22 protein-coding genes and 1 tRNA gene are annotated in these 21,905 nt (G+C 67.9%); 20 read left to right on the top strand and 3 right to left on the bottom strand.

The window, feature by feature from the left end; translation table 11 throughout:
* Positions 1-42 precede the first annotated feature (42 nt).
* The 7 genes from E8P82_RS04310 to E8P82_RS04285 all read left to right on the top strand — a co-directional run bounded on the left by E8P82_RS04310 (position 43) and on the right by E8P82_RS04285 (position 5,958).
* The gene (locus E8P82_RS04310; RefSeq protein WP_136453274.1) at positions 43-1,293 is read left to right on the top strand and encodes a kynureninase; all 1,251 of its coding nucleotides are present in this window, start codon (positions 43-45) and stop codon (positions 1,291-1,293) included.
* 105 nt (positions 1,294-1,398) lie between these two features.
* Positions 1,399-1,482 (top strand) — tRNA-Leu (locus E8P82_RS04305).
* A gap of 167 nt (positions 1,483-1,649) precedes the next feature.
* Positions 1,650-2,402, top strand: a complete 753-nt coding sequence (locus E8P82_RS04300) for a hypothetical protein (RefSeq protein ID WP_211096795.1) — start codon at positions 1,650-1,652, stop codon at positions 2,400-2,402.
* Between the two features lie 382 nt (positions 2,403-2,784).
* Positions 2,785-3,123: a hypothetical protein gene (locus E8P82_RS04295; RefSeq protein ID WP_211096794.1), complete on the top strand. Its 339-nt coding sequence runs from the start codon at positions 2,785-2,787 to the stop codon at positions 3,121-3,123.
* Positions 3,120-3,296: a hypothetical protein gene (locus tag E8P82_RS14975; protein ID WP_168796484.1), complete on the top strand. Its 177-nt coding sequence runs from the start codon at positions 3,120-3,122 to the stop codon at positions 3,294-3,296. The genes E8P82_RS04295 and E8P82_RS14975 overlap by 4 nt, the downstream gene beginning before the upstream one ends.
* A gap of 148 nt (positions 3,297-3,444) precedes the next feature.
* Positions 3,445-4,746, top strand: a complete 1,302-nt coding sequence (locus E8P82_RS04290; protein WP_136453271.1) for a M20/M25/M40 family metallo-hydrolase — start codon at positions 3,445-3,447, stop codon at positions 4,744-4,746.
* 27 nt (positions 4,747-4,773) lie between these two features.
* On the top strand, positions 4,774-5,958 hold the full coding sequence (locus tag E8P82_RS04285) for an acyl-CoA dehydrogenase family protein (protein ID WP_136453270.1): 1,185 nt from the start codon (positions 4,774-4,776) through the stop codon (positions 5,956-5,958).
* A 115-nt stretch (positions 5,959-6,073) separates the two neighbouring features.
* On the opposite strand, the gene E8P82_RS04280 is transcribed toward E8P82_RS04285, so the two are convergent.
* Positions 6,074-6,307 (bottom strand): DUF5703 family protein, encoded by a 234-nt coding sequence (locus E8P82_RS04280; protein ID WP_136453269.1) that lies wholly within the window; start codon positions 6,305-6,307, stop codon positions 6,074-6,076.
* A gap of 41 nt (positions 6,308-6,348) precedes the next feature.
* Between E8P82_RS04280 and E8P82_RS04275 the strand changes: the two genes are divergently transcribed.
* Positions 6,349-6,651, top strand: a complete 303-nt coding sequence (locus E8P82_RS04275) for a hypothetical protein (protein ID WP_136453268.1) — start codon at positions 6,349-6,351, stop codon at positions 6,649-6,651.
* Between the two features lie 27 nt (positions 6,652-6,678).
* Here E8P82_RS04275 and E8P82_RS04270 read toward each other — a convergent pair whose 3' ends face one another.
* On the bottom strand, positions 6,679-7,614 hold the full coding sequence (locus E8P82_RS04270; RefSeq protein ID WP_168796483.1) for an aldo/keto reductase: 936 nt from the start codon (positions 7,612-7,614) through the stop codon (positions 6,679-6,681).
* A 76-nt stretch (positions 7,615-7,690) separates the two neighbouring features.
* On the opposite strand from E8P82_RS04270, the gene E8P82_RS04265 reads away from it, so the two are divergent.
* Complete coding sequence (locus tag E8P82_RS04265) at positions 7,691-8,515, top strand: undecaprenyl-diphosphate phosphatase (protein WP_136453267.1); 825 nt, start codon at positions 7,691-7,693, stop codon at positions 8,513-8,515.
* 23 nt (positions 8,516-8,538) lie between these two features.
* A complete protein-coding gene (gene mshC, locus E8P82_RS04260) occupies positions 8,539-9,867 on the top strand; it encodes a cysteine--1-D-myo-inosityl 2-amino-2-deoxy-alpha-D-glucopyranoside ligase (protein WP_136453495.1) in 1,329 nt (442 codons plus the stop codon).
* Positions 9,868-9,911: 44 nt separating this feature from the next.
* Here mshC and E8P82_RS04255 read toward each other — a convergent pair whose 3' ends face one another.
* Positions 9,912-10,802: a PAC2 family protein gene (locus E8P82_RS04255; RefSeq protein WP_246020943.1), complete on the bottom strand. Its 891-nt coding sequence runs from the start codon at positions 10,800-10,802 to the stop codon at positions 9,912-9,914.
* Between the two features lie 106 nt (positions 10,803-10,908).
* Here E8P82_RS04255 and E8P82_RS04250 point away from each other — a divergent pair, with 106 nt between their 5' ends.
* From E8P82_RS04250 to E8P82_RS04205, 10 genes are all read left to right on the top strand, one after another.
* Positions 10,909-11,688 carry an HAD family hydrolase gene (locus tag E8P82_RS04250; protein WP_246020942.1) on the top strand — a complete coding sequence of 260 codons (780 nt, stop codon included), beginning with the start codon at positions 10,909-10,911 and terminating at the stop codon, positions 11,686-11,688.
* Positions 11,685-12,845 carry a site-2 protease family protein gene (locus E8P82_RS04245; RefSeq protein WP_136453266.1) on the top strand — a complete coding sequence of 387 codons (1,161 nt, stop codon included), beginning with the start codon at positions 11,685-11,687 and terminating at the stop codon, positions 12,843-12,845. Before E8P82_RS04250 ends, E8P82_RS04245 begins: the two co-directional genes overlap by 4 nt.
* A 90-nt stretch (positions 12,846-12,935) precedes the next feature.
* Positions 12,936-14,063 (top strand): tRNA (adenine-N1)-methyltransferase, encoded by a 1,128-nt coding sequence (locus E8P82_RS04240; protein ID WP_136453265.1) that lies wholly within the window; start codon positions 12,936-12,938, stop codon positions 14,061-14,063.
* A gap of 125 nt (positions 14,064-14,188) precedes the next feature.
* Complete coding sequence (gene arc, locus E8P82_RS04235) at positions 14,189-15,946, top strand: proteasome ATPase (protein WP_136453264.1); 1,758 nt, start codon at positions 14,189-14,191, stop codon at positions 15,944-15,946.
* A gap of 77 nt (positions 15,947-16,023) precedes the next feature.
* Complete coding sequence (gene dop / locus E8P82_RS04230) at positions 16,024-17,589, top strand: depupylase/deamidase Dop (RefSeq protein ID WP_136453263.1); 1,566 nt, start codon at positions 16,024-16,026, stop codon at positions 17,587-17,589.
* 54 nt (positions 17,590-17,643) lie between these two features.
* Positions 17,644-17,850 (top strand): ubiquitin-like protein Pup, encoded by a 207-nt coding sequence (locus E8P82_RS04225; RefSeq protein ID WP_136453262.1) that lies wholly within the window; start codon positions 17,644-17,646, stop codon positions 17,848-17,850.
* Positions 17,851-17,853: 3 nt separating this feature from the next.
* The gene (gene prcB / locus E8P82_RS04220; protein WP_136453261.1) at positions 17,854-18,687 is read left to right on the top strand and encodes a proteasome subunit beta; all 834 of its coding nucleotides are present in this window, start codon (positions 17,854-17,856) and stop codon (positions 18,685-18,687) included.
* A 3-nt stretch (positions 18,688-18,690) separates the two neighbouring features.
* Positions 18,691-19,434 (top strand): proteasome subunit alpha, encoded by a 744-nt coding sequence (gene prcA / locus E8P82_RS04215; RefSeq protein ID WP_136453260.1) that lies wholly within the window; start codon positions 18,691-18,693, stop codon positions 19,432-19,434.
* Positions 19,434-20,795 carry a Pup--protein ligase gene (gene pafA / locus E8P82_RS04210; RefSeq protein ID WP_136453259.1) on the top strand — a complete coding sequence of 454 codons (1,362 nt, stop codon included), beginning with the start codon at positions 19,434-19,436 and terminating at the stop codon, positions 20,793-20,795. Before prcA ends, pafA begins: the two co-directional genes overlap by 1 nt.
* A gap of 167 nt (positions 20,796-20,962) precedes the next feature.
* Entirely contained in the window at positions 20,963-21,886 is a 924-nt protein-coding gene (locus E8P82_RS04205) for an FKBP-type peptidyl-prolyl cis-trans isomerase (protein WP_136453258.1), read from the top strand.
* Positions 21,887-21,905 lie beyond the last annotated feature (19 nt).

The following is a 21,905-nucleotide window of genomic DNA, read 5'->3' as shown; positions in this document are numbered from 1 at the left end:
GTCGCCCGGCCGATGGGCTGGGGTGCGATCTACACTGGGGCCATGACTCGTTCCTCCCTCGCCGATCGCGCTGCCGAACTCGACGCCGACGACCCTCTGGCACCCCACCGCAAGCTGTTCCTCGACGCTCCGGACGACTCCGTCCGGGCGTACCTCGACGGCAACTCGCTGGGGCGCCCGCTCGCGGCGACGGTGGACACGCTCACCTCGTTCGTACAGGAGCAGTGGGGCGGTCGCCTCATCCGCGGCTGGGACGAGGGCTGGCTGAGGCTGCCACAGCAGATCGGGGACCGCCTCGGGAGGGTGGCTCTCGGCGCCGCCGAGGGTCAGTGCGTCGTGGCGGACTCCACCAGCGTGCTGCTGTACAAGCTGGCGCGTGCCGCCGTCGCCGCCCGTCCGGAGCGCACCGAGATCGTGGTGGACCGGGACAACTTCCCGAGCGACCGGTTCATCGTCGAGGGCATCGCCCGCGAGCGCGGTCTCACGGTGCGCTGGCTGGACGTCGCCTACGACGGCGGGGCCACCCCCGACGACGTCGCCGCCGCCGTCGGTCCGCAGACCGCCCTGGTGCTGCTCAGCCATGTCGCCTACCGCTCGGGCTTCATCGCCGACGTGCCAACCATCACGCGCATCGCCCACGACGCCGGAGCGCTGGTCCTCTGGGATCTGAGCCACTCCGTGGCCTCCGTCCCGGCACAACTCGATGCCTGGGAGGTCGACTACGCCACGGGCTGCAGCTACAAGTACCTCAACGGCGGACCCGGTGCCCCGGCATGGGCCTACGTGGCGCAGCGGCATCTGGCGACCTTCGAGCAGCCGATCCTGGGCTGGCTGGGCAGCGCCGATCCCTTCAGGATGGGTTCGGCCTACGAGCCCGCGGACGGTATCAGGCGCCTCGTCTCGGGAACACCGCCGATCATCGGCATGCTCGCCATCCAGGACATGCTCTCCGTGATCGAGGGCGTCAGCATGGACGCCATCCGTGCGAAGTCCGAGCTCCTCACCGCGTTAGCGGTCCACGCGGTCGACACGCTGCTCGAGCCCCACGGTGTGGTCCTGGCCTCGCCGCGCGACGCCTCCCGACGCGGTGGACACATCACCATCGACCACGCCGCGTTCGCCACCATGGTGCCCGAGCTGTGGGAGGAGGGCGTCATCCCCGATTACCGCAACCCGAACGGCATCAGGCTGGGTCTCTCACCGCTGACGACGTCGTTCGAGGACGTTGTGCTCACCATCGAGGCGATCGCGGCGCGGCTGGATGCGCGCGGTGCCTCGTCCCCGCAGGTGTAGCACCGGCACATAGCGCAGAGGTGTCGGGCTGATTCACCATCGGCGCGCATCTCGTGTAGAGTCTTTCTCGTTGCTTTCAGCGGTTCAGGCCGCGGAAAACCACCCGCGCGGGTGGCGGAATGGCAGACGCGCTAGCTTGAGGTGCTAGTCCTCTTATTGAGGGTGGGGGTTCAAGTCCCCCTCCGCGCACAGTGAAGTCCCCGGTCAGAGTGCTCTGGCCGGGGACTTTTTGTTGATGAGATCTCCCGTCAGCTCTGCCATGTCATTGCCCTTCATGGTCGATGGAACGGTTCCTGGCAACACCATTCGCCACTCATAACACCGTTGACCACTCGGTGGCTTGTTAGGATCGGGGAATGTCTTCTCACGCACCGGCAGTACTCGCGATCGGTAGCTGCCGAATCTTCCGACCGCTGCGGCGCCTCAGCGACCTCGGATCAATTCAACTGGTGAATCAGACCCACCACAATTGGTTCACGCACACCGCCGCTGCAGCGCGCCAGTTCGTCGAGATCAGTGAGGGCCGAACGATAGTTCCAGAGCCGCTGCGCGGTGCGGCATTCGAGACAATGATCGGCTATGAAGCCGAGATGTCGGGTGAAATTCCGTCTTTCGATCTTGCAGTTGTAGAAGTCAGCACAGTGAAGCAGCACAGCGCCGAAGGCATTGAGCTGAATGCTCACCGTGTGTACAACATTGCGAAGGAATTGGGTATCGAGTACAGGCCGGTAGTGAACGGAGACGTTTCGCAGGTTCCGGATGGCCATCCATTGAAAGGCATGACTGTCAGCAGAGCATCCGCGGAGTCGATTGCTGCGGACATCAGGGCACTCAGGGACCAGCTGGCGGTACCGATACTCACGGTCGACCATTTGTACTTCGAGATCGAGGGCGAACCTATGGCGGAGAGAACCAGTCTTACTCAAGTCCTGGAGTCTGTCGCAGACGGCGACGGTGTGATGTTCCATCCGACAAAGCCGGTAATCGTAGAACATGGTGTCGACGTCGCCTTGGCCGACAGCAATCATTACAGGAAAGAATTCGAGACCGTTGTCGCCGAGCGAATGTATGCCAGTATTCTGCGTGCAGCCAGTCGGTCTGTGAGCTGACTGAACTAACGGCTCCGTCTACTTCAGCCTGTGAACTATCTTGTCCGGAGCGCGCGGCGAGTCTGCCGGATACTGACTCATCTCGATACCGACCCTCAGGCGACGCGTTCCGGCTTTGCATCTGCGACGACGGTGTGCTTCGCGCTCAATGCCCTCGCATGCTCGCGACGTCGGGTCGCCCATACTACTCGCAGAGCGGTATGGCTGCGGCCGACACCGAAGGCCGCTCTGGTCGATCGGCACCATCACCCTCGTCGCTCTCCTGCTCGGTGCCCGCTCCTGGCGCGTGATCGCTCCGGGATGAGGTCCGGGTCCGTCGTGAAGCTATCGATTCCCTGATCCTCGATGAGTCGGTCCGCGCCCGCCCCGACATAAAGTACCCATGGACACGACGTACGAGGAGAGGAGGACGACGATGTCCGGAACTCTGGCTGAAGCGCTCAGTCATACGGAGCGCTCACCGGGGTGGCTGCGCTGGGGAGGCGCCATTGTCCTTCTCCTCGTCGCGGTCATCCTCGCGGTGGAAGCCGTCATCGAATCGGCATGGCTGGTCTATCCGGTCGCGGGTCTTTTCGTTCTTGCCGCATTCTGGTGGTGCTGGTTGGCGAAGATCACGATCACGGTCGACGATCGGACCGTCACTCTGCGCGGCCCTGCATGGAAGCGCGTGCTGCAACGGCAGCAGCTCCGTCAGTGTCCGTGGAGGCAGACAGCGGCATGACCACCGGGCTGGTGAACTGGCCGGTCGTCTCTCGGGAGCGTGACCACCTCACGCGGTTGACCATGGAAGGTTCCACCGCCGTGACCTTCTCGGATCCAGCCGAACACCGCTACCAGTTCGTGCTCGGCGACCACGCGCACGCCGAACTGGTGGCAGCGGCGATCGCCCGCTGACGACCACCAGGACCATGCAGCGGGAGGCAGTGCCTGCCTCGTCGTCGTGCGGAGGACTGCGAGGAACGACCGCGGGCAGGGGAGAGCGGAAGACCGTTGGCCTGCAAGCCTCGGTAGGCTTGGAGCAACCGCTACCCAGGAGGACCACATGGGCATCACACCCGAAGCTGAAGTCGTCAGGATCTGCCAGGAACTGATCCGTTTCGATACCTCGAACTTCGGGGGCAACGAAGGCCCGGGGGAGCGCCAGGCCGCAGAGTACACGGCGGGGCTCATCGAGGAGGTGGGCCTGTCCACGCAGCTCTTCGAAGCGGCACCGGGACGCACCTCCGTCGTGGCCCGCATGGAAGGAACTGATTCCTCCCTTCCCGCCCTCGTGGTGCACGGCCACCTCGACGTCGTCCCCGCACAGAAGGAGGACTGGAGCGTCGATCCGTTCAGCGGCGAGGAGAAGGACGGCCTCATCTGGGGCCGCGGAGCCGTGGACATGAAGGACATGGACGCCATGATCCTGTCCGTCCTGCGGTCCATGCAGCGCGACGGCGTCAAGCCGCAACGCGATCTGATCTTCGGCTTCTTCGCCGACGAGGAAGCCGGCGGTGCCTACGGTGCCTCATGGCTCGTGGACAACAAGCCCGAGGTCTTCGAGGGCGCCACGGAGGCCATCTCGGAGGTCGGCGGGTTCTCCGCGACCATCGGCGGGCAGCGCACGTATCTGCTGCAGACAGCCGAGAAGGGCATCTCCTGGCTCCGCCTGGTGGCCCACGGCCGCGCCGGCCACGGCTCGCAGATCAACACCGACAACGCCGTCACAGCTTTGGCCCGCGCCGTCACCCGCATCGGCGACTACTCCTGGCCCATCGAACTCACCCCCACCACACGCCAATTCCTGGACGGCGTCACCGAGCTCACGGGTGTGGAGTTCGACGCCGACAATCCCGAGATCCTGCTGCGCGAGCTCGGCACGGTGGCCCGCTTCGTGGGTGCGACCCTGCAGAACACGGCGAACCCGACCGTCCTCAAGGGCGGCTACAAGCACAACGTGATCCCCGGCACGGCCGAGGCTCTGATCGACGTGCGCACGCTGCCGGGTCAGCAGGACCAGGTCCTCGAGATCATCCGCGGACTCGCCGGTGAGGGAGTGGACGTGAGCTACGAGCACAAGGACACCTCGCTCGAGGTGCCGTTCGCCGGCAATCTCGTCGACTCGATGATCGACGCCCTGCACGCCGAGGATCCCGGAGCCAGGGTGCTGCCGTACACGCTCTCCGGTGGGACGGACAACAAGTCGTTGAGCCGCCTCGGGATCACGGGCTACGGCTTCGCGCCCCTGCAGTTGCCGGACGAGCTGGACTTCACGGGAATGTTCCACGGCGTCGACGAGCGCGTTCCCACGGATTCCCTGCGGTTCGGCGCGAAGGTCCTCGCCCGGTTGCTGACCACCTACTGAGTACCGTTCACGGACAGGATGCCGCCCATGACGCGAACCAGCACCGCCCAGACCGCCGAGCAGTTGCTCCCCGATGACCTGCTCGAGCGCTTCAGGGCACGAGCCGCGCGCTACGACGCCGAGAACGTATTCTTCGCTGAGGACTTCGCGGAGCTGCAGGACAACGGGTACCTGCAGCAACTGGCGCACACCAGAGTCGGATCAGCCCGAGGAACGGAGCGCGCAGCATCCGCTCAGCGCCGACTGGCCGCGGCCGCTCCCGCCACCGCGCTCGGGGTGAACATGCACCTGATCTGGACGGCGGTGGCCGGGATCCTGGCCGATCGCGGCGACGATTCGCTCCTGTTCGTCCTCGATGAGGCAGCACAGGGCGAGATCTTCGCCTTCGGCGTCTCCGAACCCGGGAACGACGCCGTCCTCTTCGACTCCCTGACGCGCGTGGAGCCGCTCGACGACGGCGGGTACACCTACAGCGGGACCAAGGTCTTCACGAGTTTGTCCCCGGTCTGGACGCGCCTGGGCATCTTCGGCAAACTCGTCGGGGAAGACAAAGAGGACGGGGACGATGACGTACTCCTCCACGCCTTCGTGCCCAGGGGCACCCCCGGTGTGGAGATCCTGCAGGACTGGAATCCGCTCGGCATGCGGGCCACGCAGTCGAACACCACGCGCCTTACCGATGTCCGGGTGTCCTCCGACGCCGTCTTCCGCCGCGTGCCGGTCGGTCCGAACAGGGAACCGCTGATCCACGCGATCTTCTCGGCCTTCGAGACCCTCATCGCGTCGGTCTATCTGGGCATCGCCGACCGGGCGCTCGAGTTGGCGGGCCAGGCCCTGACGACGCGCCGCAGCCATGTCGCAGGCCGTGCGTTGTCAGACGACCCGGTACTGCGGAACCTCCTTGCGGGAGCCGCGATGCACCGCACCGGGGCTGCAGCGGAACTGCGCGGAGTCCTCCACGACATCGACTCGCGCACGGACGCCGCTGCGGACTGGTTCGCCCGACTCGTGACGCTGAAGACCCACGCCGTCCAGGCTGCAGTGGAGGCGACCTCCGTGGCACTGCACGTGGGCGGTGGATCGGGCTTCTCGGCGTCGTCGGAGGTGGTGAGGCTGCATCGCGATGCGCTGGCCGGGCAGTTCCACCCGTCCACCCTCGAATCGGCCCGGTCGACCGTGGCGACGAGTCTGCTCGGACCGCCGTCGAGCTAACGGTTCCCGCCGCTGCCGGCGGCCCTGTCGGAGGCTGTGCCGACAGGCTCCGCCATCGACTGGACCCTGTTGTGAGTTGAACTCCGCGGTGGGGTGGACTCTGCCGTGGGTCGGACTAGGCTGTACGTTCGACCCGCAGCACCTTGCGCCTCAGCCAGTACCGCCGGCTCCCGCCGATGTAGACGCAGCTGCGCTCCAGCTCCCACTTGCCGTACTCGGTGTGCTCGGTGACGAGCCGACGAGCTGCGGGCAGGGGTTCGTTCGCCGAAACAGTGAGGACCAGGTACTCGTACTGTCGTCCGTAGTCGCGCTTCCGGATGGCGGTCGCGTTCTGGAATTGTTCTCGCATATCCCTCCAATTCTTCTCACTTTACCGATAACGTCTAGCCCATGAGCATAGATCCGCGTGTCGCGCTCGAGCGCCTCGTCTCGGCTCTCGAGGAGCACCTTGCCTCGTCGGCGTCGCGGCGCCGGGACGACGACCCCGCGGTGGAAGCAGCGTATCGCAGCGTCGCTGCAGCCTTCGAGGACTACCAGGAGGCCCTCTACGACGCCTTCGGCGAGGTCACACCCCTGGAGGTCTACGACGATGACGACAGCGACGATGATGACGACGTGGACGACGACAGCGACGAGTCGGGATACGTGTCCGAGCTGATCGACGCAGAGGTGGAGCAGGGACCGAGTGCCTGACCGGCGCCCGGCCGGGCCTCGTGCCGTTCAGTCCGCGAGCGCCGAGACCTCCCCGAGGACATCGGCGATCGGCTCTGCCACCGGCGCTCCGCCGATCCGGAGGATCTCCTCGAGCTGCTGCGAGGTCCGGGCACCGATGATCGCCGAGGCGACGCCCCTGCGATGCAGCAGCCAGCGCAGGGCGAGTTCGTGCGGCGGCAGATCGAGACCGCGTGCAGCGGTGCACAGGGCTTCCGTGACGCGTTGGGCCCGGCCCGAGAGATAGGGCTCCACGTAGGGGGACCAGACGTCCGAGGCCCCCCTCGATCCCGTCGGGATCCTGCCGCGGTACTTGCCGGTGAGCACGCCGCGTCCCAGCGGAGCCCAGGCCAGCACCGCTGCTCCGAAGGCCTCGGCCGACGGGAGGATGTCGCGTTCCGCGCGCCGGTTCACGAGGGAGTACTCGACGTCGTTCGCCAGGATCGGGAACGACGCCGTCGCCGCGGCGCGCGCGAATTCCCAGCCCGGGTAGTTGGACAGCCCCACGTAGCGCGCCCGACCGCTGCTGTACGCAGTCTCCAGGGCGCTGAGGATCTCGTGCAGCGGGACGGCAGGATCCGGCGTCGGCGCCAGCCACAGATCCACGTGATCGGTCCCGAGGAGGGACAGCGAACCGTCCAGCGAATCGAGCAGACCCCGCCTGGAGCTGTCCAGGCGCCTGCTGCCGGAGCGGGTGGTTCCGCCCTGCACCGCGAGCACCACCTCCGCACGGGCGACGGCGTCGCCGAGGAAGCCGCCGAGCATGGCCTCCGCCCGACCCTCTCCGTAGCGCCCCGCGGTCTCCACGAAGGTGCCTCCGGCAGCAGTGAACAGGCGCAGCTGCTCGCGCGCCACGTCCTCCGGTACCTCCTGGCCCCAGTTCATGGTGCCCAGTCCCAGAGCGGAGACGGACAGCCCGCTCGCTCCCACATTTCGCCGTTGCATACGGCCCAGCCTAGATGTAGTGACCTGTGAGGGTGCGTGCACGCCGACGCCGACGCGATGGCCTAGGGTCGGACGTGTGAACTGGCTAGAAGCGATCATCCTGGGATTCGTCCAGGGCCTCACCGAATTCCTGCCCATTTCATCGAGCGCTCACCTGCGCATCGTCGGAGAACTGCTGCCCGACGCGCAGGATCCCGGGGCTGCCTTCACCGCCATCACGCAGCTGGGCACCGAGACCGCCGTCATCGTGTTCTTCTGGCGGGACATCGTGCGGATCGTCAGGGCATGGTTCGGGGCACTGCGAGGGACAGTGCCGAGGGACGACCCGGATGCCCGGATGGGCTGGCTGGTGATCATCGGCAGTGTGCCCATCGTGGTGCTCGGTCTCCTGTTCCAGGACCAGATCGAGAGCACCTTCCGCAGCATGTGGATCGTCGCCACCATGCTGATCGTCTTCGGCCTGATCCTCGCCGTGGCCGACCGCGCGGGCCGCCAGCGGCGGGAACTGACCGATCTCACCTACCGGCACGGTATCCTGTACGGTCTCGCGCAGGCGCTGGCACTTGTGCCGGGCGTCTCCCGCTCCGGTGGCACCATCACGGCCGGCCTGTTCATGGGCTACACCAGGGAGGCGGCCGCCCGCTACTCCTTCCTCCTGGCCGTTCCGGCGGTCTTCGGCAGCGGTGTCTTCCAGCTCGTGAAGAGCTGGGACGAGACCGGCCCGTACGCACTGCCCGAGACCGCCCTGGCCACCGTGGTCGCCTTCGTCGTGGGCTTCGCCATCATCGGCTGGTTCCTGAAATATGTCAGCACGCGCGGCTACGGTCTTTTCGTCGGGTACCGCATCCTGCTCGGCGTGGCCCTCTACGTGCTGCTGGGCGCCGGGGTCATCACCGCCTGAGGAGTGCCCGTAAGGTGGAACGTGTGATTGCGTGGAACTCGACTCCTGTCCCAGACCTCGACGGCAGCCAGTCGGGCATCGAACTGTTCGACACCGCCCGCGAGGAGCTCGTCCCCCTGCCGGTCCGGCCCGAGCGGAGTCTGTACGTGTGCGGGATCACCCCCTACGACGCGACGCACCTGGGCCATGCGGCGACCTACGTCGCCTTCGATCTGCTGAACCGTGTCTGGCGCGACGCCGGATCCACGGTCTCCTACGTGCAGAACGTGACCGACGTCGATGATCCGCTGCTGGAGCGAGCCACGGCGACGGGCGTCGACTGGCGCGATCTCGCCGCCGAGCAGATCCAGCTCTTCCGCGAGGACATGGAGGCGCTCAACGTGCTGCCCCCAGACCACTACATCGGTGCTGTCGAGTCGATCGGCTGGATCGCCCCGGTGGTGGAGGAGCTGGTGGACCGGGACCTCGCCTACGCCGTTCCCGGGGGCGCGGGGGAGCCCGGCGGCGACATCTATTTCTCCCTCGACGCCGTTGCCGCGCTGCACGAGGACGACGACGCCCGCTGGTTCCTGGGTCAGATCTCGCATCTGGACGCCGACGTGATGCTCGGGCTCTCGGCCGAGCGGGGAGGGGACCCGGCGCGCCCGCACAAGCGCAACGCACTCGACCCACTGCTCTGGCGGGTCGAACGGCCGGGTGAACCCTCCTGGCCGGGAGGACGCCTCGGTGAGGGCCGCCCGGGCTGGCACATCGAGTGCGCGGTGATCGCGCGGCGGTTCCTGCCGGCACCGTTCACGGTCCAGGGCGGAGGCTCCGACCTCGTCTTCCCGCACCATGAGATGAGCGCCTCCCACGCCTGGGCGGCGGGCGGTGTCCCGCTCGCGGACCACTACGCACACACGGGTATGGTCGGGTTCGACGGCGAGAAGATGAGCAAGTCCCGCGGCAATCTCGTGCTCGTGTCGAAGCTCCGCCGGGCCGGAGTCGAACCGGCTGCGATCCGGCTGGCCATCCTCGCCCACCACTACCGCACCGACTGGTCCTGGACCGATCAGGTGCTGCCGGAGGCCGTGGCCCGCCTCGAGGCGTGGCGTGGGGCGGCACGGTCCGCCACGGAGTCCGACGTCGTCCTGGTCCGCGACCGGGTTCGCGAGCAGCTGGCGAACGATCTCGATGCACCGGCCGCCCTGCACGTGATCGATGAGTGGGCGGCCTCGACGCGTGAGCGCACCGATGAGCGGCCGAGGTCATCGACCGCCCGTGCAGCAGATGGAGCGGAGGACGGTGGAGCACAGCAGCGCCTCACCGACGTCGTCGATGCCCTGCTCGGGGTGCGGCTCCCGGAGTCCTGACCTCCGGCGCGCGACCGCCCGCGTCGCCGTGCCCGGACGGGGAGCTACTGCTCCCGACGTCGCTTCCTGAGGTAGCGCTCGAACTCCCGCGCGATCGATTCCCCGCTCGCCTCCGGAAGATCCACCGTGTCCTTGGCCTCCTCGAGCTGACGCACGTAGGCGGCGACCTCGGGGTCCTCGACGGCGAGTTCGTCCACGCCACGCTCCCAGGCCTCGGCTTCCTCGGTCAGCACCTGCGAATCCACGGTGATCTGCAGGACCTCCTCCAGCTTGTTCAGCAGGGCGAGCTGCGCCTTGGGCGAGGGCGACTGTCCCACGTAGTGCGGAACGGCGGCCCAGAGCGACATGGTGGGGATGTCCGCGAGCAGACCAACCTCGGCCAGGACGCCGACAATGCCGATGGGGCCCTCGTAGGTGGACGGCTCCACGTCGAGGCTCTTGCGTACCATCGCATCGTCGGAGGTGACCGTGACCGGGATGGGACGGGAATGGGGCACGTCGGCCAGCAGCGCGCCGACCAGGACGATGCAGTCGACGCTCATCTCCTTGGCGAGCGCGACGAGCTCCGCCGTGTAGGCGCGCCACTTGTAGGACGGTTCGACACCGTTGACGAGAACGAGGTCGACGTTCGAGTCGGGCACCTCGGTCTTGCTGATGCGCGTGGTGGGCCAGCTGATGCGGCGCTGACCGGAGGAGTTGCGCTCGATGGTGGGCCGCGTGAACTGGAAATCGTAGAATTCGTCCGCGTCGATCGTGGAGATCCGCTCGCTGCCGAAGAAGCGTCCCAGGTACTTCAGTGCATCACTGGCCGCCTCGCCGGCGTCGTTCCACCCCTCGAAGGCCGCGAGCATGATCGTGATGCGCCGCTCGGGCTCACCGGCGTCCTGGAAGAGATCCTGTACCCCGCTCTGCTGGTTCTCGTCAAAGCTGTTCACGTCTCTCACCCTAGTCCCCGCCGCTCGGGCCTGTCAGGGACGTGGGTCCCGCTTCGCGCAGAGCAGACGGGCAGGTGCCCCGAGCACCCCCCGTAGACTTGACCGCATGGCATACCTCCCCAGCGACAGCGCCCGGATCCCGGGCGACGCCGAACCCGGCAGCAGCGCGTCCGGCACCGCGACGGGCGTCCACCGGCTGCAGGGGGTGCTCTGGGACATGGATGGGACCATCGTCGATACCGAACCCTTCTGGATCCGGGCCGAACAGGAACTGGTGGAGGCACACGGGGGCACCTGGACCGACGAGCAGGCGCTGTCGCTCGTCGGGCAGGCACTCTCGTTCTCCGCCGCACAACTCCAGGGCGCCGGCGTGCGACTCGGGATACGGGACATCATCGACCACCTCACCGACCAGGTCGCGGCCAGGGTACGCGCCGGGGCACCCTGGCGCCCGGGTGCCCGGGAACTGCTGGCCGGCCTCCACGCGGAAGGGATTCCCTGCGCGATGGTCACCATGTCCGAACCCCTGCTGGCCCACGCCGTCGCGGACCAGCTCCCCGAGGGCACCTTCTCGCACCTCGTCACCGGCGACCGGGTGAGCCAGGGCAAACCGGACCCCGAAGCGTACCTTCTGGGCTTCGAGCTGCTGGCGAGGGATCATCCCGGACTGAGCAGGGACCGCGTCATAGCGATCGAGGACTCCCTGCCGGGGGTCACCTCGGCACTGGCCGCCGGCGTCGTCACCCTCGCCGTACCCCACATCGGAACGCTCCCGCCGGATGATCGCCGCACCGACTGGGACAGCCTTGCCGGCAGGAGCCCGGCCGATCTGGCGGCGCTGCTGCCTGCCGTACGCTCCGACGTCGTCGTACCCGAGCACTCATGAGCCGTACCCCCGAAGCCCCCGGCACCCGGCCCGGGCCGGGACTCTCGCTCGGGCGCATCGCCGGGATCCCCGTGTCGCTGGCCTGGTCGTGGTTCGTCATCACCGTCTTCATCGCCGTCGTCTTCGGACCGCGGGTGGCCTCCGCGTTCCCGGGTATCGGTATCGGTATCGGTGCGTACGCCGTCGCACTGGGGTACGCATTGCTGCTCGCCGTGTCCGTCCTCCTGCACGAGCTGGCCCACGCGCTCACCGCGCGGGCGTTCGGCTGGCCGACGACGCGCATCGTGCTCAATCTCTGGGGTGGTCATACCCAGTTCGCCACGTTCAACGCCTCCCCGGGACGCTCCCTCCTCGTCGCGCTCGCCGGTCCGGCCGCCAACGTCGTCCTCGCCGCCCTCGGCTGGGTGGTCCTGCAGGCCATGGTCCCCGGCTCGGTCGCCCACCTGCTGGTCACCATCCTCGTCTGGGCGAATCTCCTCCTCGGCGCCTTCAACGTGCTGCCGGGATTGCCGCTCGACGGCGGTCGCCTGGTGGAGAGTGCCGTGTGGAAGGCGACCGGCAGCCAGGAGAAGGGGACCATCGCTGCCGGATGGGCCGGGCGGATCATCGTGATCCTCCTGCTCCTGGCCGTGGTCGGTCCGCCCCTGCTCCGCGGACGCTCCCCGGACCTGACGATCATCCTCATCGTCGTCGTCATGGGCGCGTTCCTCTGGACGGGCGCTTCGGCGGTGATCGAGGGCGCGCGCGTGCGCCTGCGGCTTCCGGCGATCAGTGCCGGCAGACTGCAGCACCGGGCCGTCGGTCTTCCTGCGGGAGCGAGCGCCCTGGCGGCCCGTCGCGTATTGCGCGAGAACCCCGGTACCGTCGTCGTGCTCACCGGTGCGGGTGGCGTACCGGAGGCGGTCGTCGACGAGGGCGCGCTCCTGGCCGTGCCCGACGACGCCGCGAACACGACGCCGGTCTCCGCGACGGCCCGCCGCCTCGGAGCCGGCGCCTACGTCCCCGAGACCGCCGGTGGCCAGGAGCTCGTGCAGTTCCTGGCACGTCTCGAGGGCAGCGAGTACGCCGTGATCGACCGCCGCGGCACGGTCACGGGACTGCTGTACCAGCGGACGGTGGTGCAGGCCATCACCGGCAGGGGCACCCCCGATCCCTGACCCACGGCGCAGCCGAGCGCGTCACGTCCACCCCGATCCACGAGCACCCGTTCCCGTGCCGGCCAGGCCCGGCCCACCGAAGGACCACGCATGAGTTCCAGCCCGATCGATCCCGCCACACCGGTCCCGTCGCCGGCACGGACAGCACAGACAGCGCAACCGGTGCAGGACTCCCGGGTCGCGCCGCACGGGGCTGCAGCGCGCCGTGGACCGTTCCGTGCGGGTGAACGTGTGCAACTGACCGATGAGAAGGGCAGGATGAACACCATCACCCTGACCCCCGACGGCGCCTTCCACACCCACAAGGGCTTCCTGCAGCACGACGCGATCATCGGCGCCCCGGAGGGGACCATCCTCGAGAACACCGACGGCGGGCTCTACCAGGCGCTCCGGCCCCTCCTGTCGGACTTCGTGCTGTCCATGCCGCGCGGTGCCGCCGTGGTCTACCCCAAGGACGCCGGGCAGATCGTCACGATGGCCGACATCTACCCGGGTGCGCGCGTGGTCGAGGCGGGCGTCGGATCGGGAGCGCTGTCCATCTCGCTCCTGCGCGCCGTCGGTGACGCCGGGTACCTCCATTCCTTCGAACGCCGGTCGGAGTTCGCCGACATCGCGCGCGGGAATGTCGAGACGATCTTCGGCGGTCCACACCCCGCCTGGCAGATCACCCTCGGGGACTTCCAGGACCAGGTGGTGCAGCACGAGGAACCCGGATCGGTGGACCGCGTCGTCCTCGACATGCTGGCTCCCTGGGAATGCCTGGAGGCCGTGGCGACCGTGCTCGCCCCCGGGGGGGTCTGGATCAGCTACGTGGCGACCGTGACGCAGCTGTCCCGGACGGCCGAGGCCATCAGGGCGGACGGGCGCTTCACCGAGCCCGAGGGGTGGGAATCCATGGTGCGCGGCTGGCACCTGGAAGGTCTTGCCGTGCGTCCCGACCACCGCATGGTGGCGCACACCGGTTTCCTGCTCACCGCGCGCAGGCTCGCGGACGGAGCCGTCGGGTTCACCCCCAAGCGCCGTCCGTCGAAGACCGGCTTCAGCGAGGAGGACCTGAACGCGTGGACCCCCCAGGCGGTGGGGGAGCGGGAGGTCTCCGACAAGCGGTTGCGGCGCGTGGCTCGCGACGCCGCCTCCACGATCCAGCGCGGGTCGCTCCCGCCGGAGGAGGCGCAGGCACGCCGCGATGCCATCGCCGACGGCGGGAGCCCCGAGTAGGAGCCACACGCAGCTTCCGGCAGGCGTCACAGAGGCGCCGGGAGAGCCCCGGGCAGTCGGGACCGTCAGGGCTCTGCGCTACAGTCGGAAGACACCAGACGACACAATCCAAGGTGGCGAACACCATGTCCGAGTCCAGCGAGAACGCACGCGCCGACGACCAGCGGGATCCTGTCCCACCCGCACTCGAGAACTCCGTGGCCCAGCGTCAGGCCGGCATCCTGCGCGACAGACTGCGCAGTATCGACCGCCAGCTCGCCGCCGCCACGCAGAACAACGCGAAACTGGTCAGCGCGCTGGAAACGGCGCGCGCGGAGATCGTGCGGCTGAAAGCGGCCCTCGAGAAGGAGGGAGCTGCTCCCTTCAGCTTCGCGACCGTCATGCAGGTCAATCCCAGGCGGGCCTCCGAGCCGGGCGTGACGACGGACGCCACCGTGCAGGACACGGCCGACATCCTGCAGTCCGGGCGCAAGCTCCGCGTGACCGTCAGCCCCCTGATCAGCGTGCGCCGCCTCGCACCGGGCCAGGAAGTACTGCTCAACGAGTCCCTGACCATCGTGGCGGCGCTCGGGTTCGAGCGTGCCGGAGAGCTGGTCACCGTCAAGGAAGTGGTGGGCGCCGACCGGGCAGTGGTCGTGGGGCGGACCGACGACGAGCGCCTCATCAAACTCTCCGGGCCGCTGCGGACCGAGAGAATCCGCGTCGGGGACGCCCTGGCCATGGACGCGAAGTCGGGTTTCGCGCTGGAGAAGGTGCCCCGCAGCGAGGTGGAGAATCTCGTCCTCGAGGACGTGCCGGATATCGCGTACCGCGACATCGGGGGCCTCGGGCCGCAGATCGAGCAGATCCGCGACGCCGTCGAACTGCCGTTCCTGCACCCCGATCTCTACCGCGAGCACGGCCTCAAACCGCCCAAGGGAATCCTCCTCTACGGCCCTCCGGGCTGCGGGAAGACCCTCATCGCCAAGGCGGTCGCCAATTCCCTGGCGGCCCGGGCGGCGGAGCGCGCCGGCGTCGAACAGATCCGCAGCCACTTCCTCAACATCAAGGGCCCGGAGCTCCTGGACAAGTACGTGGGGGAGACGGAGCGCCACATCAGGCTCATCTTCGCCCGGGCCCGGGAGAAGGCGTCCGACGGCAGCCCGGTCGTGGTGTTCTTCGACGAGATGGACTCGCTGTTCCGCACGCGGGGGACAGGAGTGTCCTCCGACGTCGAGACCACGATCGTGCCCCAGTTGCTCAGCGAGATCGACGGCGTCGAGAAGCTCGAGAACGTGATCGTCATCGGTGCCTCGAATCGGGAGGACATGATCGACCCCGCCATCCTCCGCCCGGGCCGCCTCGACGTGAAGATCAAGATCCAGCGGCCCGACGCCGAGGGTGCGGCGGAGATCTTCGCGAAGTACGTCACCGCGGATCTGCCCCTGCACGCCGATGACCTCGCCGAGAACGGCGACGATCCGCAGGCCACCATCGCCGAGATGATCCGGCGCACCGTGGAACAGATGTACTCGACGGACAGGTCCAACGAGTATCTCGAGGTCACGTACGCCAACGGCGACACCGAGATGCTGTACTTCAAGGATTTCAACTCCGGGGCCGTGATCCAGAACGTCGTCGACCGCGCCAAGAAGTACGCCATCAAGGATCTGCTCCTGGACGGCAGCAAGGGCCTGCGCATCGAGCACCTCATGCGTGCCGTCGTCGACGAGTTCCGAGAGCACGAGGACATGCCCAACACCACCAACCCCGACGACTGGGCGCGGATCTCCGGCAAGAAGGGCGAGCGCATCACGTACATCCGGACCATCGTGCAGGGCAAGGCCGGGCAGGAACCGGGCAAGACGCTCGAGACGACGGCGAACACCGGCCAGTACCTGTGACGGGTTCGCCAGGACGGTCCGCAGCACGGCAGCCAGGACTGCCTCCGGTCGGAGAGGGTATCTCCGTCCACCGTGTGATGGGCACCGAGACGGAGTACGGGATCATCGCCCCGGGACTACCCTCCGCGAATCCGACGCTGTTGTCCTCGCAGGTCGTCAACGCCTATGCGGCGACCCTGCGTCAGGGACTGGGTAATCTCGCCGGGACCCGCTGGGACTACACCGACGAGACGCCGCTGACCGACGCGCGGGGTTTCCGGATGGACCGCGCGAGCGCGCATCCGAGTCAGCTGACCGACGAACCCGCGGAACTGGATGCGGAGCAGATCGCGCTCGAACGCGGGGGTTCCGCGGAGGTCGCCGTGCTCATGAACCTCGTGCTGAACAACGGTGCCCGACTGTACGTGGACCACGCGCATCCCGAGTACTCCTCACCCGAGGTGACCAACCCGTTGGACGCGGTCCTCTGGGACAGGGCCGGCGACCACGTGGCCGTCGCGGCCATGGACAGGATCGCCTCCACGCCCGGTTTCTCCCCGGTGATCCTCTACAAGAACAACACCGACAGCAAGAGCGTCTCCTACGGCTCCCACGAGAACTACCTCGTGCCCCGCAGCGTCCCGTTCTCCCATCTCGCCGAGGCGCTCATCCCCTTCTTCGTCTCGCGTCAGGTCATCTGTGGTGCCGGCCGTGTCGGGAGAGGACCGCTGAACCAGGAACCGGGCTTCCAGATCAGTCAGCGCGCGGACTTCTTCGAGAACGAGATCGGCCTCGAGACCACGGTGCGCCGCCCCATCATCAACACCCGGGACGAGCCGCACGCCGTCGCCGAGAAGTATCGACGGCTCCACGTGATCATCGGCGACGCGAATCTCAACGAGGTCTCCACCTACCTCAAGACCGGCACCACGGCACTCGTCCTCGCGCTCATCGAGCAGTCCCTGGCGCCGGTTCCCGTCCTCGAGGACCCGGTGGGCGCGCTGAGGACCATCAGCCACGACTCCTCGCTCCGGGCCACGGTCAGGCTCGCCGACGGTCGGAGCATGACCGGGCTCGACCTGCAGGACCTGTACTGCGAGGCGGTGCTGCGCGCCCTGCCGGCCGACGCCGATGACCAGACCCGCGACGTCGTCGAGCGCTGGCAGAATCTGCTGACGACGCTGCGGCGTGATCCCGCGGATGCATCGCGCCAGGTCGACTGGATCGCCAAACTGAAGGTGCTCGAGGCCTACCGCGCCAGGGACCAGCTCGACTGGACCGATCCCAGGCTCGCCCTCGTGGACCTGCAGTACGCGGATCTGCGACCGGACAAGGGCATCTACAGCAGGCTCGCGCGCCGGGGGGAAGCGGAACTGCTGGTGGATGCCGCCGCGGTGGCGAGCGCCGCCGTCGAACCGCCGCAGGACACGCGGGCGTACTTCCGGGGACGCTGCATCGCCCGGTACCCGGCCGAGGTGGTCGGTGCGAGCTGGGACTCGCTCATCTTCGAGCTGGCCGGGGAGCGGCGGCTCCAGCGGGTACAGACCCGTGAGCCGTTGCGCGGTACCGCCGCACTCACCGCGGAACTCTTCGACCGTGCAGCCGATGCCGAGGACTTCCTCGCGATGCTGTTGAGCGGTCCCGAGCGCCGCGTGGCACCATAGAAGTCCGAGATACCGATCACCACGGTGGTCGCTAACAGGAAGAGGGTGGCCAGCATGGCGACACAGGACCGGAGCACTACGTCCGCCGCCTCCTCCGCTGCAGCGGAGGACGACGTCACGGAGCCCGCGGTAGCTGCTCCTGCAGCGCAGGACTCGGCGCAGACCCAGGGCGTCGATGACCTCCTGGACGAGATCGACGGTGTCCTGGAGTCCAATGCGGAGGAGTTCGTCCGCGGATTCGTCCAGAAGGGCGGCCAGTAGCGGATGCTCCCGGACGACGCGGCATCAGCGATCCCCGGGGCTGCGGCGACGTCCTTCGCCGACTATCTGGGGGTGCACCATCCCTCGCTCCTGCCTCCGCTCGCGACACGTGACCCTGCCGGAGCCGACGGCACGTTCGACGCCGGACATCTGGCGCCTCACGCAACCACGATCGTGTCCCTGACCTTCCCGGGCGGGGTCCTGATGGCGGGTGATCGTCGCGCGACCCTGGGGAACGTGATCGCCAGCCGGCACATCGAGAAGGTGTTCCCGGCGGATCACTACTCGGTCCTCGGGATAGCCGGCAGCGCCGGGATAGGGCTGGATCTGGCGCGCCTGTTCCAGGTGGAACTGGAACACTACGAGAAGATCGAGGCCACCATGATGAGCCTGGACGGCAAGGCCAACCGGCTGGCCGCCATGGTGCGCCAGAACCTCTCCCTGGCACTGCAGGGCCTGGCGGTCGTACCGCTGTACGCAGGCTTCGACGCGGAGCGCCACGTCGGCCGGCTGTTCTCCTTCGACGCCACGGGCGGACGCTACGAGGAACACGAGCACCACTCGGTGGGCTCCGGCTCGGTCTTCGCCCGCGGTGCCCTGAAGAAGCTGTGGAACCCCCGCCTCGACGAGGCTTCGGCCGTGCGCGTGGGCGTCGAGGCTCTCTACGACGCGGCGGACGACGACTCCGCCACCGGGGGACCGGACGTGGTTCGCGGGCTGTGGCCCGTGGTGTACGTCGTGGACGCCGCAGGAACCCGCCGGATCCCGGACCGCGAGCTCGAAGCCGTGGCCCGCGCACTTCTCGACGCGCGGTCGGCCGCAGGCCGGGAGGCATGACCCGTGACCCAGCAGTTCTACGTGTCCCCCGAACAGCTCATGAAGGACCGCGCGGACTTCGCGAGGAAGGGAATCGGTCGTGGCCGGTCGGTGGTGGTGATGAGCTGCCGCGACGGCATCGCGCTCGTGGCCGAGAATCCCTCGCCCTCCCTGCACAAGCTCGGTGAGATCTACGATCGCATCGCGTTCGCGGCCGTGGGGAAGTACAACGAGTTCGAGAGCCTGCGCCAGGCCGGTGTCCGCTACGCCGATGTCCGCGGGTACTCCTACGCCCGGGAGGACGTCACGGCACGGGGGCTCGCCAGTGTCTACGCGCAGAGCCTCGGCGCCGTGTTCACCGCGGAGAGCAAGCCGTTCGAGGTCGAACTCGTCGTGGCCGAGGTGGGCCGTACCCAGCAGAGCGACCACCTGTACCGGCTGATGTTCGACGGCTCGATCGCCGACGAGTCCGACTTCGTGGTGATGGGCGGCGCCGCCGAGGCCGTGGTCGAGGCACTGCGGGCCTCCTGGTCGAGCGACCTCAGTCTTCGCGAGGCCGTGCCCGCCTCCGCCCGTTCCCTCCGGAAGGCCGGTGCGGGCCCCACAGCAGGCGACGACGCCGCGTCCGGTATGATGCCGGATCCCTCCGTCCTCGAGGTGGCGTTCCTCGAGCGTGATCCGGACACGCTGCGTGGGAGCCGACGTGCCTTCCGGCGGGTCGGCGGACCGGAACTGACCACACTGCTGCAGCACGAACAGGACTCGTGATGGACCGGCGCATCTTCGGGGTGGAGACGGAGTTCGGCATCTCCTACTCCGGTCCGAACTCCCGGCCGCTCTCACCCGAGGAGGTGGCACGCTACCTCTTCCGGAAGGTCGTCAGCTGGGGCAGGTCCTCGAACGTCTTCCTCACCAACGGCTCGCGCCTGTACCTCGACGTGGGCTCGCACCCGGAGTACGCGACCGCGGAGTGCGACGGTCTTGCGCAGCTGATCGCCCACGACCGTGCGGGCGAACTGATCCTCGAGGACCTCATCCACGAAGCCCAGCGCAAGCTGGCCCAGGAGGGGTACGACGGCAGGATCTATCTCTTCAAGAACAACACGGACTCCACCGGGAACTCCTACGGCAGTCACGAGAACTACCTGATTCCGCGGGCAGTCGAGTTCGGCCGCCTCGCCGACATCCTCATACCCTTCCTGGTCACGCGGCAGGTGCTGGTCGGCGCCGGGAAGGTCCTGCCGACGCAGACCGGCTCCATCTACGCGTTCTCGCAGCGTGCGGACCATCTGTGGGAGGGCATCTCCTCGGCCACCACGAGGTCGCGGCCGATCATCAACACCAGGGACGAACCGCACGCGGACGCCGAGCACTATCGCCGGCTCCACGTGATCGCCGGTGACTCGAACATGTCCGAGACCACCACGCTGCTCAAGATCGGCTCGGTCGATCTGCTCCTGCGCATGGTGGAGGCCGGTGAGCAGATGCGTGACTTCCGCCTGGAGAACCCGATCCGCAGCATCCGGGAGATCTCCCACGACCTCACGGGACGCCACCTGCTGAGGCTGGCGAACGGCCGGCAGCTGACCGCCATCGAGATGCAGCGCGAGTACCTGGCCCGTGCCAGCGCCTTCGTGGAGCGGCATGGTGCGCACAACGATCACGTTCCGGGCATCCTCGACCTCTGGGAGCGGGTCCTCGAGGCCGTCGAGACCTCCGATACCTCCCGGATCGACACGGAGATCGACTGGGCGATCAAGAAGAAGCTGATCGACCGCTATCTCGCCCGATCCGGCGAGGGCCTCGACTCGGCGCGGGCAGCGCAGCTCGATCTCACCTACCACGACATCTCGCGCTCGCGCGGACTGTTCTTCCTGCTGCAGGCGCGCGGGGAAGCGGCGCGCGTCGTGGACGACATGGCGATCAAGGAAGCCGTGGACGTGCCGCCGCAGACCACGCGTGCGCGGCTCCGCGGAGAATTCGTGCGACGTGCCAAGGAGGCCAACCGCGACTACACCGTGGACTGGGTGCATCTCAAACTCAACGACCGGGCGCAGCAGACCATCCTGTGCAAGGACCCCTTCGCCTCGGTGGACGAGCGTGTGGAGCAGCTCCTGCAGCACCTGTGAAAGGACCCGTCAGGGCTTCCCGCAGGTGTTCGGGCGCGCCTTCCGGGTCGGTACGGGACTCACGCACCCGTTAGGCTTGACGGAGTTCCCTGTTCGCGGGCCCTCTGGCCGGACACCAATCTGAAAGTAGTTCTGTGCGAAAAGTACCTGCAATCCTGCTTCCGCTCATGTTGACGCTGACGGCCTGCGGCGGCATGACCACGGACGAGGTGATGGCGGGGTCCGCGAACTCGGCGGGCGCCACCGACGTCTTCGACTCGGTCGTCGTGACCGGAGGATCGGACGAGGAACCGCCCACCGTCGAGTTCGACGAACCCCTCGACATCACCGGGATAGCAGCCCAGACGGTCGTGGAGGGTGACGGCGACGAGGTGGAGGCCGGGGACACCATCGAGTACCAGTTGATCTCGCTCGACGCGGAGAGCGGCGATGTCCTGGGGGACACCTACAGCCTCGGCGAACCCCAGGTCCTGCCGGTGGACGACACGCTCGCGGAGCAGGACGCGGAACTGTACGAGGTCCTGGTCGGAACGAATGTCGGAGCGCAGGTCGCGTACACCGCACCGATCGACGAGCCGGCCGAGGGGCAGCCTGCAATCCCGCAGCAGCTGATCGTGTTCCGCGTCATCTCCGCCGAGGAACCCCCGCCACCCGCACCCGAACCGGAGATCCTGTCTCCCGAGGAGGTCCAGGGACTCGACGAGGACGGCATGCTTCCGACCTTCACCTTCGACGACGACGGCGCGCCCGAGATCACCATCCCGGACAACGAGCCCTCCGACGACCTCGTGGTCGAGGTGCTCGAGGAGGGCGAGGGCGAAGTGGTCACCGAGGACGACACCGTCACCGTCGACTACACCGGCTGGCGCTGGGAGGACGGCGAGCAGTTCGACTCGAGCTTCGAGCGCGGCGAGCCCGCCGAATTCCCGCTGAACGCCGTCATCGAGGGGTGGACCAGGGGACTGGCCGGCCAGAAGGTCGGCTCCGAGATCATGCTCGTCATCCCCGAGCCCTGGGCCTACCCGGGCGGCGAGCCCTCCGGAACCCTCGTGTTCTACGTCGAGATCATCAGCAAGGAATCCGCCGACTGACGCCGGCAGTACAGCCCCA

It is taken from the genome of Arthrobacter echini (genome assembly GCF_004803505.1).
In the GTDB taxonomy this organism is placed as follows: Bacteria; Actinomycetota; Actinomycetes; order Actinomycetales; family Micrococcaceae; genus Arthrobacter_D; species Arthrobacter_D echini.
The sequence above is the reverse complement of the archived record's forward strand: the minus strand, read 5'-3'. Positions and strand labels throughout refer to the sequence as shown.

Bases quoted from the DNA above. Each gene is read 5' to 3' on its own strand.
- E8P82_RS04310 (WP_136453274.1), top strand. From the start codon at position 43: ATGACTCGTTCCTCCCTCGCCGATCGCGCTGCCGAACTCGACGCCGAC.
- E8P82_RS04300 (WP_211096795.1), top strand. From the start codon at position 1,650: ATGTCTTCTCACGCACCGGCAGTACTCGCGATCGGTAGCTGCCGAATC.
- E8P82_RS04295 (WP_211096794.1), top strand. From the start codon at position 2,785: ATGGACACGACGTACGAGGAGAGGAGGACGACGATGTCCGGAACTCTG.
- E8P82_RS14975 (WP_168796484.1), top strand. From the start codon at position 3,120: ATGACCACCGGGCTGGTGAACTGGCCGGTCGTCTCTCGGGAGCGTGAC.
- E8P82_RS04290 (WP_136453271.1), top strand. From the start codon at position 3,445: ATGGGCATCACACCCGAAGCTGAAGTCGTCAGGATCTGCCAGGAACTG.
- E8P82_RS04285 (WP_136453270.1), top strand. From the start codon at position 4,774: ATGACGCGAACCAGCACCGCCCAGACCGCCGAGCAGTTGCTCCCCGAT.
- E8P82_RS04280 (WP_136453269.1), bottom strand. From the start codon at position 6,307: ATGCGAGAACAATTCCAGAACGCGACCGCCATCCGGAAGCGCGACTAC.
- E8P82_RS04275 (WP_136453268.1), top strand. From the start codon at position 6,349: ATGAGCATAGATCCGCGTGTCGCGCTCGAGCGCCTCGTCTCGGCTCTC.
- E8P82_RS04270 (WP_168796483.1), bottom strand. From the start codon at position 7,614: ATGCAACGGCGAAATGTGGGAGCGAGCGGGCTGTCCGTCTCCGCTCTG.
- E8P82_RS04250 (WP_246020942.1), top strand. From the start codon at position 10,909: ATGGCATACCTCCCCAGCGACAGCGCCCGGATCCCGGGCGACGCCGAA.
- E8P82_RS04245 (WP_136453266.1), top strand. From the start codon at position 11,685: ATGAGCCGTACCCCCGAAGCCCCCGGCACCCGGCCCGGGCCGGGACTC.
- E8P82_RS04240 (WP_136453265.1), top strand. From the start codon at position 12,936: ATGAGTTCCAGCCCGATCGATCCCGCCACACCGGTCCCGTCGCCGGCA.
- arc (WP_136453264.1), top strand. From the start codon at position 14,189: ATGTCCGAGTCCAGCGAGAACGCACGCGCCGACGACCAGCGGGATCCT.
- dop (WP_136453263.1), top strand. From the start codon at position 16,024: ATGGGCACCGAGACGGAGTACGGGATCATCGCCCCGGGACTACCCTCC.
- E8P82_RS04225 (WP_136453262.1), top strand. From the start codon at position 17,644: ATGGCGACACAGGACCGGAGCACTACGTCCGCCGCCTCCTCCGCTGCA.
- prcB (WP_136453261.1), top strand. From the start codon at position 17,854: ATGCTCCCGGACGACGCGGCATCAGCGATCCCCGGGGCTGCGGCGACG.
- pafA (WP_136453259.1), top strand. From the start codon at position 19,434: ATGGACCGGCGCATCTTCGGGGTGGAGACGGAGTTCGGCATCTCCTAC.
- E8P82_RS04205 (WP_136453258.1), top strand. From the start codon at position 20,963: ATGTTGACGCTGACGGCCTGCGGCGGCATGACCACGGACGAGGTGATG.